This is a genomic window from Nostoc sp. CCY 9925 (genome assembly GCF_963920935.1).
Classification (GTDB): Bacteria; Cyanobacteriota; Cyanobacteriia; order Cyanobacteriales; family Nostocaceae; genus Nostoc.
The window spans coordinates 38,995-58,096 of the sequence record NZ_CAWUDO010000027.1; the positions used below are offsets into that span (position 1 = coordinate 38,995).

General features: G+C 39.3%; 13 protein-coding genes. 10 read left to right on the forward strand and 3 right to left on the reverse strand.

Annotated elements, in window-relative coordinates:
• On the forward strand, window positions 1-1,173 hold the full coding sequence (locus tag ACM0OY_RS16075; protein WP_414569845.1) for an MbnH family di-heme enzyme: 1,173 nt from the start codon (window positions 1-3) through the stop codon (window positions 1,171-1,173).
• A gap of 231 nt (window positions 1,174-1,404) precedes the next feature.
• Here the strand turns inward: ACM0OY_RS16075 and ACM0OY_RS16080 are convergent, their stop codons facing one another.
• The 3 genes from ACM0OY_RS16080 to ACM0OY_RS16090 form a co-directional block, all read right to left on the reverse strand.
• Window positions 1,405-3,933 (reverse strand): sugar phosphate nucleotidyltransferase, encoded by a 2,529-nt coding sequence (locus tag ACM0OY_RS16080; protein ID WP_414569846.1) that lies wholly within the window; start codon window positions 3,931-3,933, stop codon window positions 1,405-1,407.
• 213 nt (window positions 3,934-4,146) lie between these two features.
• Window positions 4,147-5,814: a glycosyltransferase gene (locus ACM0OY_RS16085; RefSeq protein ID WP_414569888.1), complete on the reverse strand. Its 1,668-nt coding sequence runs from the start codon at window positions 5,812-5,814 to the stop codon at window positions 4,147-4,149.
• Between the two features lie 270 nt (window positions 5,815-6,084).
• Window positions 6,085-7,329, reverse strand: coding sequence for a glycosyltransferase (locus ACM0OY_RS16090; protein ID WP_414569847.1), 1,245 nt, complete (start codon window positions 7,327-7,329; stop codon window positions 6,085-6,087).
• A 1,384-nt stretch (window positions 7,330-8,713) separates the two neighbouring features.
• Here ACM0OY_RS16090 and ACM0OY_RS16095 point away from each other — a divergent pair.
• From ACM0OY_RS16095 to ACM0OY_RS16135, 9 genes are all read left to right on the forward strand, one after another.
• A complete protein-coding gene (locus ACM0OY_RS16095) occupies window positions 8,714-9,637 on the forward strand; it encodes an energy-coupling factor ABC transporter permease (protein WP_414569848.1) in 924 nt (307 codons plus the stop codon).
• On the forward strand, window positions 9,630-10,283 hold the full coding sequence (locus ACM0OY_RS16100; protein WP_414569849.1) for an energy-coupling factor transporter transmembrane component T family protein: 654 nt from the start codon (window positions 9,630-9,632) through the stop codon (window positions 10,281-10,283). The genes ACM0OY_RS16095 and ACM0OY_RS16100 overlap by 8 nt, the downstream gene beginning before the upstream one ends.
• 59 nt (window positions 10,284-10,342) lie before the next feature.
• Entirely contained in the window at window positions 10,343-11,107 is a 765-nt protein-coding gene (locus ACM0OY_RS16105; protein ID WP_414569850.1) for an energy-coupling factor ABC transporter ATP-binding protein, read from the forward strand.
• 509 nt (window positions 11,108-11,616) lie between these two features.
• Complete coding sequence (locus ACM0OY_RS16110) at window positions 11,617-13,839, forward strand: FHA domain-containing protein (protein WP_414569851.1); 2,223 nt, start codon at window positions 11,617-11,619, stop codon at window positions 13,837-13,839.
• Window positions 13,832-15,442: a protein kinase domain-containing protein gene (locus tag ACM0OY_RS16115; RefSeq protein ID WP_414569852.1), complete on the forward strand. Its 1,611-nt coding sequence runs from the start codon at window positions 13,832-13,834 to the stop codon at window positions 15,440-15,442. The genes ACM0OY_RS16110 and ACM0OY_RS16115 overlap by 8 nt, the downstream gene beginning before the upstream one ends.
• Window positions 15,443-15,450: 8 nt before the next feature.
• The gene (locus ACM0OY_RS16120) at window positions 15,451-15,807 is read left to right on the forward strand and encodes a hypothetical protein (RefSeq protein WP_414569853.1); all 357 of its coding nucleotides are present in this window, start codon (window positions 15,451-15,453) and stop codon (window positions 15,805-15,807) included.
• Between the two features lie 9 nt (window positions 15,808-15,816).
• Window positions 15,817-16,131 (forward strand): hypothetical protein, encoded by a 315-nt coding sequence (locus ACM0OY_RS16125; protein ID WP_414569854.1) that lies wholly within the window; start codon window positions 15,817-15,819, stop codon window positions 16,129-16,131.
• Window positions 16,132-16,416: 285 nt separating this feature from the next.
• On the forward strand, window positions 16,417-16,893 hold the full coding sequence (locus ACM0OY_RS16130; RefSeq protein WP_414569855.1) for a hypothetical protein: 477 nt from the start codon (window positions 16,417-16,419) through the stop codon (window positions 16,891-16,893).
• A gap of 183 nt (window positions 16,894-17,076) precedes the next feature.
• On the forward strand, window positions 17,077-18,984 hold the full coding sequence (locus tag ACM0OY_RS16135; protein WP_414569856.1) for an iron uptake porin: 1,908 nt from the start codon (window positions 17,077-17,079) through the stop codon (window positions 18,982-18,984).
• The last annotated feature ends 118 nt before the right edge of the window (window positions 18,985-19,102 follow it).

The window sequence follows — 19,102 nt, forward strand, 5'->3', positions numbered from 1 at the left end:
ATGATTTTTCGATGGCAGCGCTGTTTGATATTGTCTATTATTTTTGCGATCGCACTTGTTTTATCCATTGGTTTAAATCGGGTTTTATCAGCACCAAATCTTAATAATACATACGTTTGGGATATTCCCCCTGGAATTCCCAAACCAATAGTACCAATTGATAACCCAATGACGGCAGAAAAAGTAGAACTTGGTCGTCATTTATTTTATGAAAAACGTCTTTCTGTAAATGGTCAATTTTCCTGCGCTTCCTGTCATATTCAAGCTTTAGCATTTACAGATGGAAAACTTGTAGCAGTTGGCGCAACAGGTGAAAAACACCCGCGAAACTCCATGAGTCTTGCTAATGTAGCATATAACTCTGTTTTGACTTGGGCACATCCAGAAATGAAAAAACTCGAAACCCAAGCTTTAATACCAATGTTCTCTGAACATCCTGTGGAGATGGGTTTGTCAGGAAAAGAAAAAGAAATATTGAAAATATTGCAGGAAGATGAAAAGTATCAAAAGTTATTTACAGCTGCATTTGGTCGCGGTAATAGTTATATTAATCTCAACAATTTAATCAAAGCCTTAGCATCCTTTCAACGCAGTTTAATTTCCTTTAACTCACCTTACGATCGATATCGTTATCGTGGCGATAAAAATGCAATCTCTACAGCAGCAAAACGAGGTGAAGCTTTATTTAGTAGTGAGCGTTTAGAATGCTTTCACTGCCACGGAGGGTTGAATTTTAGCGATTCTATTCAACACGAACGACTGGCATTTACAGAAATAGCTTTTCACAACACAGGACTTTATAATATTGATGCTAAAGGTGCATATCCACGTAATAATACGGGCATCTACGAAATTACTCATCAACCAGCAGATATGGGTAAATTTAAAGCACCAACTTTACGAAATATCGCCATAACTGCACCTTATATGCATGATGGTAGCATTGCCACTTTAGAAGAAGCGATCGACCATTATGAAGCAGGTGGAAGAACTATTTCTAGCGGTGAATTTGCTGGTGTTGGCAGCAAAAATCCGCTTAAAAGTAATTTTATTTCTGGATTTAAGTTGAGTGCCCAAGAAAAACAGGATTTAATTGAATTCTTAAAAAGTTTGACAGATGAAAAATTTATAACCAATCCTATATTTGGCGATCCAAAGTATCGTAAATCATAGCTTTTTTCAACGCAAAGGTACGCAAAGGTTAGCGCAAAGGTGAGGCAGCGCGGTCTTGGGGGTTTCCCCATGAGGGACTGCCGGCGCGGAGATTTTATTCGCTTTGCCTCAAAATAATTAGGAGCAAACCTCTGCGTACCTCTGTCTTGACTCTGCGCCCCTTTGCATTTAAAAACAACGAAAAAATCAAATTTTTAAACCTCTCCTTGCTTGAGGGAGAGGTCTTTTTTGTTACACTTCTGCGGGTTGATATTCTTGTTGTCTTTCCACAAAAGCCTGGACGCGGGTGCGGTAGTTTCTTACGGTTTCGTCTACCCAATCGCGATCGTTGCTATTTGCGTACAAGTGTACGAGCGGTTCGCTGGCATCTGGTAAAACTAACAGCCAACTGTCATCGTAGGGTTGGCAAATTTTTACGCCATCGATGAGTTCTAGATTTTGGGCTGGGTGAGTTTCCACCAAGTAGCGCATTAAAGCACCTTTGGCTGTCCAAGGACAGCGTACTGTATAAGTTTTGTGAATTACGCGGGGCAATTCTGACCGCGCAGCCGCAAGCGATCGCTCTTGTATGGTCAACATTTCGATGATTTTAGCAATGCAGAACATGGAATCAAATCCCGGATGCAGTTGTGGGAAAATAAAACCAGTTTCTCCACTACCTCCTAGCACCACATTGGGATTTTTCTGACAAGCTTCCATTAAAGCTGTGGGATTGGCTTTGGTGCGAATTACTCTGCCATCATGGCGACGGGCGACTTGTTCAATAGCACTGGAAGCATGAACCGGGACTACTACTGTGCCTCTGGGGTTAGCAGTTAAAATCATGTCTACCATCAGTGCTGTTAACATTTCCCCACGAATTGGGTAGCCTGATTCATCAACTAAAATCAGCTGTTCGCCATTAGCCGAGACTTGGACGCCAAAGTTAGCTTTCAGCGCTTCCACCACATGACCTAATTGAGTCAGCAGTCCTTCGCGGTCAGTGACCGACATCGCCGTTTTATTGACACTGGCATTCAATACCACTGCGTCAGCGCCAAATTTATCTAACATTTGGGGTAGAACTGCCCCAGACACGGCATAAACATAATCAATTACCACTTTTGCCCGACTATTGCGGAGTGTATGAACATGCAAAAGTTTTTCAAAAGCAGTGCAGTAACTATCCATGACTTGGCTGGGGTAAGAGACATCGCCAATTTCATGAATTAGGGCCCGCCGCATATCTTCCTTGAAGTAAGCCCCTTCAATTTTCTTTTCCAGGGCTTTGGAGATATTAATACCCTTAGCATCCATGAATTCAATCAAAATGTAGTCAGGGCGATCGGGGTGTACGCGCACATGGATACCACCAACTACCCCCATTATCGGTATAACTGTGCGGGCTATAGGGATAGCTGTGGCATCCAGGTTTTGAATATCAACACCTACTGACATCAAACCAGCAATCAGCGATCGCGTCACCATTCGAGAAATATTACGCTGGTCGCGGGAAACCGTTACTTTAGAACCAGGTTTCAGAGTAGAACCGTAAGCAGCTCCCAATTTCACCGCGAACTCTGGGGTGATGTCAATATTAGCTAATCCTTGGACGCCACGTTGCCCAAATAAATTGCGTTGGGCAATATTTCCCCAAATCAAGTTGATGTTTAAAACAGCACCTGACTCAATTTTTTTACTGGGCCAAACACGCACACCAGGGCTGATTTGAGCTTCTTCTCCCACAGTAGAAAGCGAACCTACAACGGCAGCTTCTAATACATGGGCGCGGCGGTCTACACGTGTACCACGAGAAATCACACAGGCAGAAAGATGTGCTTCTTCGCCGATGATTGCTCCATTCCAGACAATGGGACGTTTGAGATTAGCATCAGCGCCAATAGTGACATTATCGCCAATTACGGTTCCTGCCTCAATCTGGACTCTTGCGCCGATGCGGCAATTGTCACCAATCACTGCTGGGGTTTCAATTACGGCGGTTTGGTCGATATAAGTATTTTGACCTACCCACAATTTAGAAGAAACTTCTTTGTAGGGGAAATCTAGTTGCACTTTCCGGTCTAATGCATCATACTGAGCTTCGCGATAGGCATCCAAGTGACCGACATCGCACCAGTAACCTTCAGCAATGTAACCATACATTGGCTGATCTTTTGCTAAAAGTAAAGGAAATAAGTCTTTGGAAAAGTCGCATTCAGTATTGGCTGGCAGATATTCCAAAACTTCTGGTTCAAGAATGTAAGTGCCAGTGTTGACGGTATCGGAAAAAATTTCACTACTAGAGGGTTTTTCTAAAAATCGGCGAATTCGTGCTTCTTCATCGCTAATCACCACCCCAAATTCAATGGGGTTGGGAACTCTAGTCAAAATCAAAGTAGCTTTTGATTGTTTTTGTTTATGAAATGCGATCGCTGCTGTGAGGTCGAAATCTGTTATGCTATCGCCGCTAATCACTAAAAAAGTTTCATCAAGAAGTTCGGCAATATTTTTCACACAACCAGCTGTACCCAGAGGCTGATCTTCTTCCACAGCGTAGGTCATTTGGACACCAAAATCGCTGCCGTCTTGAAAATAATCTCGCAAGACATCAGGTAAATAATGCAATGTCGCAATAACTTCTGTGATTTGATGTCTTCTGAGCAAATTGATAATATGTTCGGCAATTGGTCGATTTAGGATAGGCACCATCGGTTTGGGCAGATCGCAAGTTAACGGACGAAGCCGCGTTCCCGAACCGCCTGCCATTAGTACTGCACGCATAAATCCTCCTTAACTACAAAAAGCCTTTGCTGCTTAAAAACGTGTCAGATATATTTTGTTCTTCTTTCTCTAGTCTCCTATGGATATTCAAATTTGAGGAACTTCCACAAGATGCATCTGTATTGGGCAGGGGGAAAAGACAGGGGGGCATGGGGGAGAATGAATAAATGACTTCTTTTCCCTCTGCTCCCTACTTCCTCATCTCCCCATTCCTTATTGGCAATGATAAAGTTGATATTCGTAGCCATCTACATTTGGTAAAGATGCAGTATCAGACATCACACATGTTTTGACGGCGGCTGCTACGGGGGCATGAAAGTTTACTAACCACAAGTCAAAAGGTCGTGGTAGTGTCTTTAAAGTATTTTCCAGAGCAATGTTGGAAGTATTCGGGTCTTGGTCTTGATGGGCAAGGAGAAATAGGGTATTTTGAGGTGAATTTCCAAGTTTAATCTCTCTAGCTATCCCCATCATTTCCCCAGTATGTACATGAGTTTTATGAGTGGTGGCAATTAATGTTGGTACTGGAGATATTTGTTGAAGTAATTGCACAAAAAGGTCAGGGCGATAATATTTTTGATAGCCGAGATTGCACAATACTGTAATTGAACTAATAAATGCCATTAACCAAATTAAGATTGCAGCTTTTTTGCCATTGATTCCCCATCTACCTATGCCTTTATTGATTAATTCTTTGGGGGGATGCCAACAAACTGCCAAACTTGCGCCCAGTAAAACAATGATCGCGGGAAAATAAATAAAGTGATAGCGAGCACCCCTGGTTAGGTCAATACCCAAAAAATACGTAAAGATGAAGAATAAAGCGATCGCACTAATAGCAACTCCAGCTAGCACCTGAATCATCATCCGGTTTTCTGGCTGTTGTAGTTGAACTTTAATCCCACGCACTAAAATTGGCACTGCCCAAATAAAGAAAATCAGCATCACCAGCCCCGAAGGAATCACAACCAATAGTTGTGCAGATTCAACTGGTAATAGGGAAATCATTGTAATCAATGTTCCTAAAGCTTGAAAAATTGGGCCGATCCAATCTAGTCCCTCACGCGCACCTCGAATCCACTCAGTCAAATTATCGCGATTTCTATTTTCTAAAAAGATTGGTAGCCAAATTAAACTTGCGACAAGAGTACCGATAGCAACTGCATAGATGCGTTGCCAACTAGAAGAGAACAGCAGAGAAAATTTTATGCTAGTTTGTTTTTGATGCCAAGCCAGAACCATCAAAACTACAGCTTCAGTGCAGAGGGTAAGGCTGAAAAAGTAATGGGTAGCAAAACCCAAAGCATTAATTTCTACCCAAGCAATTGCTAACCACATCGGTAATGGCGTGCGGTTTTGAAGATGACGTGTGGCAATTACTAAGCAGGTGAGAGAACCAATTACCCACAAGGCCGCTAAACTATAATGGCGTGCTTCTTGTGACAAAAAGATTGCGTAGGGTGATACTGCCATGATGGCAGCAGCCAAGTTTCCCACTAATGGCGAACGAAATGCTACTCTACCTAATACGTAAACACCAGGGATGGAGATAGCGCCGATGAAAGCTGGTAGCGATCGCGCAGCAACCAGCGATACTAATCCTCCTTCGCTGGGAAATACTTTCATCCACAAATAAGCTAAGACAAAATACAGTGGTGGATGGGTATCTTGTGTAACTAAGTTATGAATTACATCACCAATACTAGCAGCTGGGTTTGGTTGTAGCGGTTGCAATAGGATATCAGCTGCGATCGCTCGATCTAGGGGTACTCCTAAAAAATTATTCCCCAAGCTAAAAACTAAAGTGGAAAATTCATCAGTCCAAGGAGGCTTTGCAGTCAAGTTGGCTAGACGCAAGCCAAAACCGATAATGAACCACATCAACGGATGAAACCAGCTAGGAAAAAGGGGATCGTACCACTTGTGCCAAGCTATCTGTTGTGGGGCAGACTTTTTACCTCTCGGAGGCAGAATCTGGGCTGCGTAAACAGGCAACAACAAGATAATCTTTTTGCAAAAATGGGATGTATCCCCAAAAATAACTTTCATAGCCCGGCCTCACACTCATGGATTTATAGATTTGACGTTTTACATTTAGGTTCGTTCTAAAATGTAAAAACAAAAATCAAAATCTCAAATCCATCGTTGTGATTATTTCACATCAGTGACGCGCCAGCTGAGTTTCAAGTTCACCCAGAAATTCCAAATAGTAGCAACTGCGATCGCGATTAGATTGGCAATATAACGGTTAGGAATTAGGAAATTGAAGACTAAATTTAATATCAGTACATTTAACACCAATCCGGCAAGGCAAATGACATTAAATTTGACAAACCGTTTCAGGCGTTGATTCCATTCTTGCTGTCTAGCACTAACATCGGCAAATGTCCAAGCATCATTCCACAAGAAATTATTTAGAATTGCAATTTCACCAGCAATAATTTTGCTGCGTGTCAATGGCCAAGCTAAGGTAGTCGGATCGCTTAATAAGTAAAGCACTGCCATATCCACAAATACCCCACTCAAGCCAACCAAACCAAAGCGAAGGAATCGACCAACAGGAAAATTCACTTTTCTCTTCAATCGTCCTACTCTTCCTGTGGAAAGCCGCAACCGCACTAAGTGGTGTATGTAATCTATATATTGCTTCCATGTGACTTTACTCTCACCTTCTGTGCGTTCGCGAAATACATAGCCAACTTCGGCAACTTGGTTTACCTTTCCCCGACCAATTACCTCTAGAAGAATTTTGTATCCTACTGGATTGAGTCTTGCATTGGCGATCGCACTCCGGCGCACCATAAAATAACCACTCATGGGGTCGGAAACTCTCCCCAGTACCCCTGGTAAGATAATCAAGCCTAACAACTGAGCGCCACGGGACAACAAACGCCTGACAACACTCCAACTACTGACGCCGCCTCCTTCCACATGACGGCTGGCTACTGCTAAATCTGCTCCCTGCTCAACATTACGTAACAGCTGCATCAGCACCTCTGGTGGGTGCTGCAAATCTCCATCAATCACCCCCAACACGTTTCCTGTGGCTGCTTGCCAACCACGAATCACTGCTGAAGACAACCCCCGCTCCTGTTGGCGGCGCATTACCCGCAACTGTGGGTATTGCGTTGTCAAGGATTGTGCTATTTCCCAGGTCAGGTCTGGACTGTCATCGTCTACCACAATTAACTCATACTTTCCTGGAATTGATTCATCCAGTAACTGACTCAGTATACTAACTATATTTTTAATGTTGTCACGTTCTTTATAAGTAGGAATTACTAGAGAAAAATAGATAGATTCGCTACTTGTTGCTACATCGTTAGGCGGTAATTCTGAAATCTTAAGTGGACCAGTTGGAACTGTTAACAGTGAAGTGGATGAGTTTGTTTTCATATTTCAAATAACATAAAAATAGTGTGTACATCCTGGGGTTAATACAGCCGTATATTTGCTGGCTTTCTTGATTCAATTTGAATCATTCCGCGTTGGGCGATCGCTTTGGCTACAGTCTCCTCTTTTGAGATTTTAGTAATTTACGCACTTCATTTTCCAGTATTTTCACTAACTTCATCTAAATTTTATATATTACTATCTATTTTTTTAGCAGTTTTTGCTTGTTTATCTCATAACTATTTATACCAAGGTATAGTCTACCATTAACTTCACTAAGTGGACAAATGTATTATTTAAAAATCTTATAAAAAATATATTTACTTATTATATAAAATTATACAAAACTACTATTTGATTTTTCAAAAAAGTCAGTACACGTTGACCTATCTTTTTTACTATTGCCTATTGCTTGCCTATCACGCTTGCGCTGCGATTCGCGCACCACACAAGTGATTTCTTTGAATCAAACCCGATTCCTATATATCTGTGTTTGATGCTGTGGTAGTCAAGAGTCTAAAGTTTTTTTATTCTTAACCCTAGATAATCGTGCTCTAGTTCAATAATTGAATATCAAACATTTTATTATTTATTAATATAAATATAGCAGGGCTATTTAATTCATGAAAATTCGCAATGTTCAGATTTTCAAATTATTTAAAACCTTTGATATATAATTTGGTTATCAATGATTTAGAACTGGGATAGATTGACTATTATTCTTTTTAGATAAAAAAACTTTTGTTACCAAAAAATCAATTCTATTTTGATAAATTTTGAGAGAGCGAAAATAAAGTTTACAGAAATAAATTTTAAGTGATACAGACAGGAAGAGGAGCATTTAAGTTGATATTTGCTGCCGCTATATTATGACCTAAATATCACGCAAAAGCAAGGCAACGGTACTTTAGACGCTAAGTATTGATGTTGATATTGACAAATCATCTCGATATGTGCAACTAATAAAACGCAAGCTATTAGAAAGTAGAAATTCTTTGGAGGAAAAAGCCCTAAAAGTTACAATGGCAGAGTTAACGATAGATAATTTGATTTTTACTTGATAAATAACCTTTGATATACTAATAGCTATTTTTCGACTTTAGGCAGAGGTATTGATGCAGGTATTTGTCAGATTCTTGGGAATTTTTCCAGAATTTATCAACGTTTGGTAATATATCTAAAAATAAAATTAACAAAAATTAATAAAAACAAAAAATCCAATATATTATCGATTAAATATTGTAATGTAAATCTGTCAAAAGTAACACCATCAAATCCCCCAATAGGGCATTGCAACAAGGAGAAAAATTTAGTTTGTTATTAACTTAATATGGTTACTTTATTACTTGTTTAGAGTAAAAAAAACATCTAAAATACAGGGTAACTTATGCATATTCCTGATGGATTTGTTTCTCTACCAGTGGCAGGGGCTACTAGTTTAGCGAGTGTGGCAGCGCTTTTTATAGCCTTAAAGCGATCGCAAGAGGCTTTTGGTGTCCGTCGTGCTCCTTTGCTGGGGCTAACCACCGCCTTTATTTTTGCTGCTCAAATGATTAATTTTCCAGTAGCAGGAGGTACTAGTGGTCACCTGTTAGGAGGAACTTTAGCAGCGATCGTTTTGGGCAGTCCTTGGGCAGGGATGCTATCTATCGCCACAGTTTTAATTATTCAAGCCGTGCTATTTGCTGATGGTGGAATTACAGCATTGGGCGCAAATATTTTGAACATGGCGGTAATTGGTGTTTGGGTAGGCTGGATTTTGACCCAAACCTTGCAGCGGCTGTTTGGAGGGTCTAAAGGGCGTTTACCATTAGCTGCTGGCATTGCGGCTGGCGTCAGTGTAGTAGTAGCTGCCGTAGCAGCAGCCATTGAGTTAGCCCTCTCTGGAACTGCATCTGTAGCCGTAGTTTTACCAGCCATGACTGGTGTACATATCCTGATTGGTGTTGGTGAAGGACTGATTACCGGGGGTGTGCTGACTTATTTAGCTACTGCCCGACCAGATTTATTACCAGGGGAACAGCACGAATTTCGTGGATGGTCGATACCCATTGTCAGCATTTTTTTAATTGCAGGAGTATTATCACTGTTTGCCTCAGCCTGGCCTGATGGTTTAGAGAAAGTTGCTGAAAACTTAGGTTTCATCGACTTAGCCAACAAAGTACGGATAATTGTACCGACTCCCCTAGCTGACTATGGGATTGAGGGTTTGGGAGCAATTGGCACTAGTATCGCTGGACTTGTGGGGGCTGCGATTTGCTTTGCTGTTGCCTTTGGCATTGCCAAGATAGTGAAACCGAACAATGCTTAAACTTTCTTTGCCGCTACGTTTGCAACTGTCTCTAGTGATTGTGGTGGGGGCAGCTTTATTAAAACATCATGCTTGGTATGGGCTGGGTGTGTATAGCGCGATCGCACTTTTGTGGGCTTGGCTGTTGCGCGTACCAATTCGCCGCCTGGGAGGATTATTGGGTACAGAGTTGATTTTTTTGTCATTGCTGACATTACCCTTGGGATGGGAAAAAGCTAGTTTCTTGCTAGTTCGTTCCCTGGTTTGTCTGATTGCCATGAATAGTTTTTTGTTAACCTTACCGCCTCACAGTTTCGGCATCGCCCTCAAAAGCTTACCCGTACCCGCACCAATCAAAGAAAACTTGCTCCTAGCTGGGCAATATATGGAGATTTTGCTCTCAGAAGTCACACGTATGCAGCGCAGCGCTCAATTACGAGGTCTGACTGGAACTGCCGCATGGCTGCGCTACACTAGTGCTGCCATGATTGGAGCCTTGTATCTCCGCAGTTTAGACAGAGCAGAACGAGTTTACGCAGCAATGGTAGCTCGTGGTTACAACGGACAATTGCCCATAGATTCCAGTCTCAGACCAAAAGAGCGCTTTGCCTTGTTATTAGCTTGGGCGATCGCTGGTGTCGTCACCTTAACTTCCTACAAAATTTAACCCACTCCCCGCAGACGCGATGAATCGCGTCTCTACCAACTCCCTTACATAGGTAAATTTTGAAATCTTTAACTTCCAACCCCCAATCATCAACCCATAAACCCCACGCAGCTGTAGTCGAGGTTGAGAACTTGGTGTATGCATATTCCCGCCCAGAACCAGTATTGGAAGGAATTTCTTTTAGCTTGAACAGAGGCGATCGCGTGGCATTGATGGGAGCCACCGGTTCAGGAAAAAGCACTTTGCTGGAAAACCTAATTGGCTTAAAAGAACCGCAATCTGGAAAAATTAGGATTAATGGCATCCCGGTAGAACCGAAAACTTTACCACAAATACGTCGGCAAATCGGTTTTAGTTTCCAAGATGCCAACGACCAACTATTTATGCCCACCATTTTAGAAGATGTCACCTTCGGCCCACGCAACTATGGCATGTCAGCAGCAGAAGCTAGCGATCGCGCCCGCCAGTTATTAGCAGATTTTGGTCTAGAAGCCTACGCCAATCGTTCTGCCCACGAACTCTCCGGTGGACAAAGGCGGTTGGCTGCCCTAGCCTCGATTTTATCCCTAGAACCAACAATCCTGATTTTGGATGAGCCGACTAACGGTCTCGATCCAGCGTGGCGGCGTCATTTGGCACAAGTATTATTCAGGTTACCAGTGGAGGCGATCTTAATTGCCTCTCATGACTTGCATTGGTTAGGTAGAGTTACTCAACGTGCTTTGGTACTATCTGGTGGCCGCATTCAAATAGACAGCGATATTCAACCACTTTTGCAAAATGGTGCTACTTTAGACCAGTTGGGTTTACCGGTAGATTGGTGATTTGAGGTGAGGGGAGTTAACTTCATGCTAAATAGGCGGTTACAAACCGCATCTACACAAATAAAACCCACCTCTGTGGGTTTTATCAAGGGGCTTAAGCCCCTTTTTTTTGTTAGTCCCCTAAATTTTAAATAAACCTAAAAAATCCGAAAAGTAGCACAGTAGGCTTGTATGTTACAGTATTGCTACTAAATTTATGAATTGCACATTTTTCATGGGTACTTTAAGTTCATGAATACTGATTTTAAATCATACCAATAATAAATTTTTCTGCAACAATTTTATTAAGTTTTACCAGTTTTTGTAAGACAACGCCTATGTCCTTATGAAGGATAATTTCTTGGTCAAAAAAAATTCTGGTTTTGGCAGCAAATCCGAAAAATTCCTTAGCACTGCGTCTGGGAAAAAATGAGAGATTACGGCTCTGGCATGACTGAGATCTGCTGAAATTAAAGTTCAATAAAATTGAATAGCAGCTCCAATAAATCGCAAAGGAGGGCAGGAAACTAGTGGATACAGATTTTGAATATGAAACTTTACACAACAAAATCCAACAGTTAAAAAAAGCTTCTATCATTGAAAATGATATTTCCAGTAAATTCAAATTAGAACAGCAGATTAAAGATGCAGAACAAGAGCTTGTTGAACTTGAAAGCAAGTTAATAGCTCTGGAAAAGAATAGAATTATTTTAAAATTAAACGGTAGTAATCATCAGGTTTATTGCATCTTTAGCAAGCAAGCTACTATTGGACGTGCCTCTACATGTGATTTTGTTATCAATGATGATTACCATCAAATAAGTAATTTACATGCTGGTATTTTTTATAATTTAGATAAAAATGAGTATTGGATTGAAGACTTGAATTCAGCCAATGGTACTTATATTGATGAAGCCAAGATTGAAAAGCCTACCCAACTTGCTTGGAATGCAAAAATCAAGCTAGGTACTTCATTATCATTTGTATTTCAACATAACAAAGATGATTCTTTATCTCCAGCAGTGCTTATTCAGCACGATCATAATGGTGAAGAAATAGCAAGATATATAGTGATTCCTAAAGGAAAGGTACTTGTTGGAACAAATCCAAAGGAGGTTGTGAGATTTCCTAAGTTAAGAGATGAGCGTTCTTTGGGGAGTATTGAGAGAAAAACAGATGGTTTTTATTTTATCAGCGTTGATAATCAAGAAACGTTATTAAAACATAACATTGAATTATCTCTTGACTTCTTAAAAGTCAGGATAACTATACCGAGTGTTGTACAAAAACAAGTTAATGATGACACAATTATAGCTGAGAGCAGTGGAGAGAAAAAAGGCGATCGCCAAATAGTTAAACCAACAGGTTATGAAACGCCTTCTAATCTGTGGAAAATAAATATTTTTTTAGGTTTGTTTGTTTTTTTGTTTGGAATTATTTTTAATTTGATTTGCTTTAAGCCTGACAAAGCTAAGATTAGTTCGCAATGGATAAATGAATGTGTTCTATCGCTCAACAGAAAAGAAAGTAGATCTTTGGTAAAAGACTTATTTGAACATCAAAAATCTCATTGGCGTAGCAAATCGTCTATTTGGCCGCCGAAAGAATCAGTTGTATATATTGTTTCTACAAAGCCAGTTTCAAATAACATTGATATAACAAAAATCTTTATTAATGAGTCAGGATTGTCTGGAAAAGAAATACGTGATGACGATATTTTTACATTAAACGATTTTAACGAAGGAAAATTTATTCAATTAAAAAAACAAAAAGCTCCTAATGCACCTTGGATAAGTATAATAGCCCTTGATTCTTTAGGTATTTTATATTTAAAAATAGATTATTGGTCTGCTGATGGGTCTAGATTAAATTCATCCATATCTACATTTGAATGGGATAAAAAAGAATTTTTACACTGGCATACAATTTTAATTTTGTTATTTACTATTTGTTTATCTTATTCAATTCGTAACTGGAAAATTCAACGTTACAGGAACCAACTTCAAGAGCAATACGAAATTTTTCAGAAGGAACGAACAAAGAAAATATTTGAGGCGAAATCCCGTTTAGAAGAAGCAAGAAAATTAGCTCAATCTGGCGAATTAGCACAAGCACTTGTAATTATTAATAGCTTATTAAAATCTGTGTCGATAGACATGCCAGTTTACAATGAAGTTACTGACTTGAAAAAGATGATACTCGCTCAAGTAGAATTAGGCGGTGGAGCTATAGCAATTGCACAATTTAATAAAAATAATGGAAAAGTTTTTCAATCAGGAAATACATCAAATTTATTGTATCTCCGCGTTTTAGGAACTCCTTATGCATATCAAGCACCGTATGGCTTAGAAAATATTTCAATAGGTCGGCAACGTCGAAAATCTGGTACTTCTCTCGATGCAGGTAACGATGTAGTTATCAGAGTACCGGGAGCAGACTCAAAGAGTCTCCGAATAAGTCGAAGGCATTTAGAAATCAAAAGAATTGATACTGAGTATTTTGTAATTGATAAAAGTGGGGGACATACAAAGCTAAATGGTAAATTCCTCAAAGAAAATGACCCTTTTCGATTACAAACTGGCGATAGACTTTTGATTGCTGATGTACTTACTTTAGAAGTTATTATTCAGACCAAAATTAGTGGAACCAAGGTAGGCAATCTAATTAGAATTGATTGCCATAATACCATCCAAGATGGTCTTTTAATTGAAGCATCAATAGGAGATTTAATTACAGAGGTTTCTTATGAATAACTTGATAATAAACAGTAATAAAATCAGAGGTAGCCGGATTAATCAATATATTTTATTAAATGAGATCGGTCGCGGTGGACATGGAGTAGTTTACCAAGGTTATCACGATACGAAACCCAATGAACCTCTGGCCATAAAAATTATAGAAGATACTGGAAATCTTGATTTACTTTTAATTGAACCAGAATTACTTTCTCTACTAAATCATCCGAATATCATCAGGCTAAAAGATTACTTTATTCATGCAGGAAAGCTTGTTATAGTTACAGAGTATATTAATGGTATTAATCTTCAATCTTATTTAGAACAGCGAGGAAGACTTACAGTTTCAGAAGTTATAAATTTTCTTACTCAAATGGCAGATGCACTAGTAAATGCTCATGCCAATAATATAATTCACCGAGATATAAAATTAAGCAATATTTTAGTTATAGATGACAATAAAAATCTAAGATTTGTATTAGTAGACTTTGGTATCAGTCGTATGGCTGAGGGAATCCAAACCGTTAAGCGCATTGCTGGTACTTATTATTATATGGCGCCTGAACAACTCAGAGGTCGCCCTTGTGAACAATCAGATTTGTGGGCTTTGGGTGTTTGTGCTTATACTCTTCTTACAGGTATTAAGCCATTTGAAGCTAAGCTGGAAGAAGAACTTTCTCATAAAATATTATTTAGCATTCCACAAGCGCCTAGTGAAATTATAGAAACAATAGAGCCTGAACTGGAAAATATTATTTTTCATCTCTTAGAAAAACAATTGATTAACCGTATAACTTGTGCAAACGAGCTTTTGAATGAGTTAAAAAGATTATTTAGATTATCGACTAAACATAAAATTCCAAAGAAAAAAATTAATGAACCAAATTCAGTAACTCATATTAACACGTGGGAGCAAAAGAACCTAAAAGAAATTCAAATAAACTGGGTGAAATTCTGGATACTTGTCTTTTTAGCTACTGTACCTTACTTTATAGTAGGAGATATTATTTCTATTAGCGGATTATTCCTTTTTTTTATAGGGCAAGAAAAGCGTAAAAAATTTTACACTTTAAGTAGTGTAATTGTCATATTTTCTGGTTTATTAGTATCTATTAATGTGCAAGAAAAAATATTTAATATTATTCTTGATGTTAATCAGGCGGAAAATGCTTCTCTCTATAGCATGATTCAATTGATTCAATTACTCGTAAGTCTTCCATTTACGCTTGCTAGTACACATCATTTCATAAAGATAAGGCGTTTAAAGGAAGATTTACTTCTTCATAAAATGCTGCGAGAATTTTCACAAAATAGAGAAAAAATAATTAATCTTATTAAAAATTTTGTAGATATACATTGGGGAAATATGAATGTCCATCAAAAGTATATTGAGTTACTTTTTTTAGATAAGCGATTTGAGGAAGCAATTGTTGAATCAAAACTTGCACTTTACGTAGATCCTTATAATTTTGCTGCCACTCTCTTTTTAGCCAATGGATACTTTGAGGTGGGTTTATATGAGAAGTGTATAGAAGTATGTAATGGCTATCTTTCTGTATCAAATTACAGTTTTGAATTTTCTGATATGAAAGAAAAGTGTGAAAAATTTCTTGAAGGATAAACAGAAATATGCGATTCCAAGTTATTTATGATAATAAGTTTTTTTCTGGTGAAGGCTCAGTCTTCATGTATGATACAGCATTAGTTTTTGAAGGAAGTCAAACAAAATTTACTATACCTTTTATACAAAGTTTTTACCAATTACTCTTGATTAAAACAATTAGAACAGTTCCGTATTCAACTATCCTAAAGTACAAAAAGCCAAGATATCCGTATAATGGTTCTCATAAAATTATATATAGATTACCAAATGGAAAAAAAGGTGAGATTGTATTTCATATTACTGGAAGAGATGAAGAAGATATTTATTTTACTAATAAATTAGAGGAGTACCTTACAGTTATTAGTAGTTTCTCTGGTAACTAATTATTTAAGTTGTTCAATATAGATGGAATTGTTAATAAAATGTATTTACAGATTTTTCAGACTATTATAATTTGTATATTTATTGGCATACGTGCTAGAGAGATGGGCTATTCGGGTTTACTATGGTTTTTTACCTCTTTCTTGTATGCACCTTTAGCTTCTTTATATTTACTTACCGCACTACCTAATAGAAGCATAGAAGAAAAGCGAGAAAAAGAAATGCTTTTACTAAAAGCTGAACTTTTTAATAACACATTTGCTCGAAGAGAAGGAAGTTCACCTATCTCAGATTACACCATTAGCGATGATACAACAATGCGCTAATTTGTTTGTAAGTCTGCTATTTAGAGCCATTCTCAGATTTCACTCGCCCTTACCTACGGGCAAAGAAGATATCCACTCTACAAGAAAAATTGGATGTTTTTTTATTTGGAAGTCCCTGACCCATAGCGATTTTTGCAACTGGTACAAGATCTGAGTTTATAAAGTTCTAAGACAACCAGATTAACTAATTTGTTAAACTTTTGCCCCATACCCTCTACCTGAGCTATTATCTTTACTCGTAATATTGGATACTATATTCTCGGTTTTATTACTCTTGGGGTGTTAATGTCTATTTTACGTAAATATACTGTTCTTGCTCCTGTGAGCCTGAGCATTGCTTTGTTCATTACTAGTTGCAGCGAAACTAAAGTCTCCCAATGCCAGCGATTGATTAAACTTGTCGATGAGGGAACATCACTGATTGATAAAAATAAAGGAACGCAAGTCATAACCAGCATCCAGCTGTCTAAAGATTTAGAGTTTATTACTAAATCAATTCAGGAACTGAATTTAGCAGACCCCAAGCTGAAAGAATATCAAAGCGGTTTTGTGAAGATTTTTCAGAATCTCAGTCAAGCGATCGCCAAAGCAGGTAGGGCGCTAGGTTCGACTAAAATAGCAGAAGCCTCGGCTAGTGGTAGGGAAAGAATTCAAAAAGCCAGAACCGAAATTGATTCATCACTGACAGCCGCTGAAGCTATTGGCAAGCAGTCAGATAAGTTAGTCGATGAAATGAATAAGTACTGTAACCAGCCAGAATAATCTAATTTGGAGCATGGGAATACTGAGTGCTGAGTTAGGAGTTATTCTCGCTCATCTCCCCTCCCTAATTCACCCCCATTAGAGTAACTTTTATCACTCTTTTTTATAAATATTCCTGATGCACACCAACTTTGTCTGTCAAAAGAAATATTGGTGCAAGTCAAATGAAATACCAGGAGTGATATGAGTCTACTGATGGCGAGTGTGCTAGCAACAGCGCCAATATCTGCGCTCAATTTACCAGAACAGCCTGTAATTGAGGCAGATAATCTGGTGCAGGAGTCAGCACAAGAAAACTTATCTCAAGTAATCCCAGCTGCTGAAATTACACCGCCTGAATTTGTACAGCCAGATATGTCTACCTCAGCATCTGTAAAAAATAAATACGAAAATATACTGAAAAAAAGTAGAGAAAAAATTCAATTTATCAATTCTTCTAACTCGCCTGAATCAAAAAATACCCAACCTCTAACAAAGGAACCTGACAAAAATTATCCCCATCCCCCCATCCCCCCATCTCCCCCTCTCCCCCTCTCCCCATCTTCTGATTCCCCAGACTCAGACAACCCAATGTCTCAAGTCAACTCGGTATCACAGCTTGAGGATGTGCAACCTTCTGATTGGGCTTTTGGTGCTTTGCAGTCTTTGGTGGAACGCTACGGTTGCATTGCGGGATATGCTGATGGTACTTATCTGGGCAATCGTAGTATTACTCGTTATGAATTTGCGGCTGGTTTAAATGCTTGTTTAGAGAAGATTAACGAAGCGATGCCTGCGGCGGGCTACGCCTACGCTAATAATAAACTTAACACTGTTAATGATGAAGATTTAATCCTGCTGCAAAGGTTACAAGGTGAATTCCAAACAGAGTTGCAACAATTACAGCAGCGTATCGAGGTTCTAGAAAACCGGACTAGTGAATTACAAAACAATCAGTTTTCCACAACTACGAGATTATTTGGTCAAGCCGTTTTTAGCGTTCAGGGAACCAATACCACCGATGCAGATTTGTTTCCCAGAGATGGAATACCTGAACGCCAGGGAAAAACAAATCTGACTTTCACAAGTAGCGCTCAACTAACCTTAGCAACTTCATTTACCGGACGAGATTTGCTGTTAACAGGATTGTCTGCTGGTAATTTGGGTTCTAATGCATCGTTGCTATCTACCAATATGGGGCGGTTGGGTTTTGAGTCCAGTACAGCCAACAATCTAGTTATTAGTGACTTATCTTATCGATTTCTGGCCTCGAAGAACTTGGGAATTGTCGTCGGTACGGCGGGAGTCAACCCCATCAACACCTTTCGCGGTATTAGCCCATTAGAAGGTTCTAGCGACGGTGCAATTTCTCTATTTGGTCAGCGTAACCCGATTTTAGGGATTGGTAACGGCACTGGTGGTATAGGTTTTGACTGGCAAATTAGCGATCGCATTAGTTTGCAAGGCGTTTATAGTGCAGAAATTCCCAGTTTTCCTGTCAATAGCAACCAAGGCGGATTATTTGGTGGTAGATTTACGGCTGGCGCTCAGTTAAGTTTAGCACCTAGCGATAACATCGATGTCGGCATACATTATCTTTATTCCCACTCTCCAGATGGCTTACTGGGAACTGGTATCGGCGATGCTCAACTGATTTCCCCTTTTGCGGATGCTACAGCTTTCGATACCCAAGCAGTTGGCGCTACTGTTGCTTGGCGAATTAACCCTAACTTGCAGTTGGGTGGTTGGGGTGGCTTCACTTCCTCCAAACCATCCAATCTTTCTGGAAGTGTAGAAACTACTAACTGGATGGTGTTCGCAGCTTTTCCCAATTTGCTGCGCCGTGGGAATTTAGGAGGCGTTCTTGTGGGACAACCGCCGAAAATTACTTCTAGCACTTTACCTGACGGATTTAACTTTCCCAACTTTTCTGATGGAGGTACAGCAGGCGGACGCACTGACACATCAATTCATGTAGAACTTTTTTACCGCGCCCAACTGAGTGACAATATTGCCCTAACTCCAGGCTTATTCGTTATTTTCAATCCCGATCACAATGCTGCTAACGATGCTTTAGTAGTTGGAACATTAAGAGCAACTTTCCGGTTTTAATTTTGTACTGATGTAAATGTAATCAAATACGCTTTTTAGCTACTGAAAAATTCAGTAATTAGATGCTTTCATTTCCCAATGGAAGCAGATAAAAAGCCATGCGTATTTTTTCATAGGT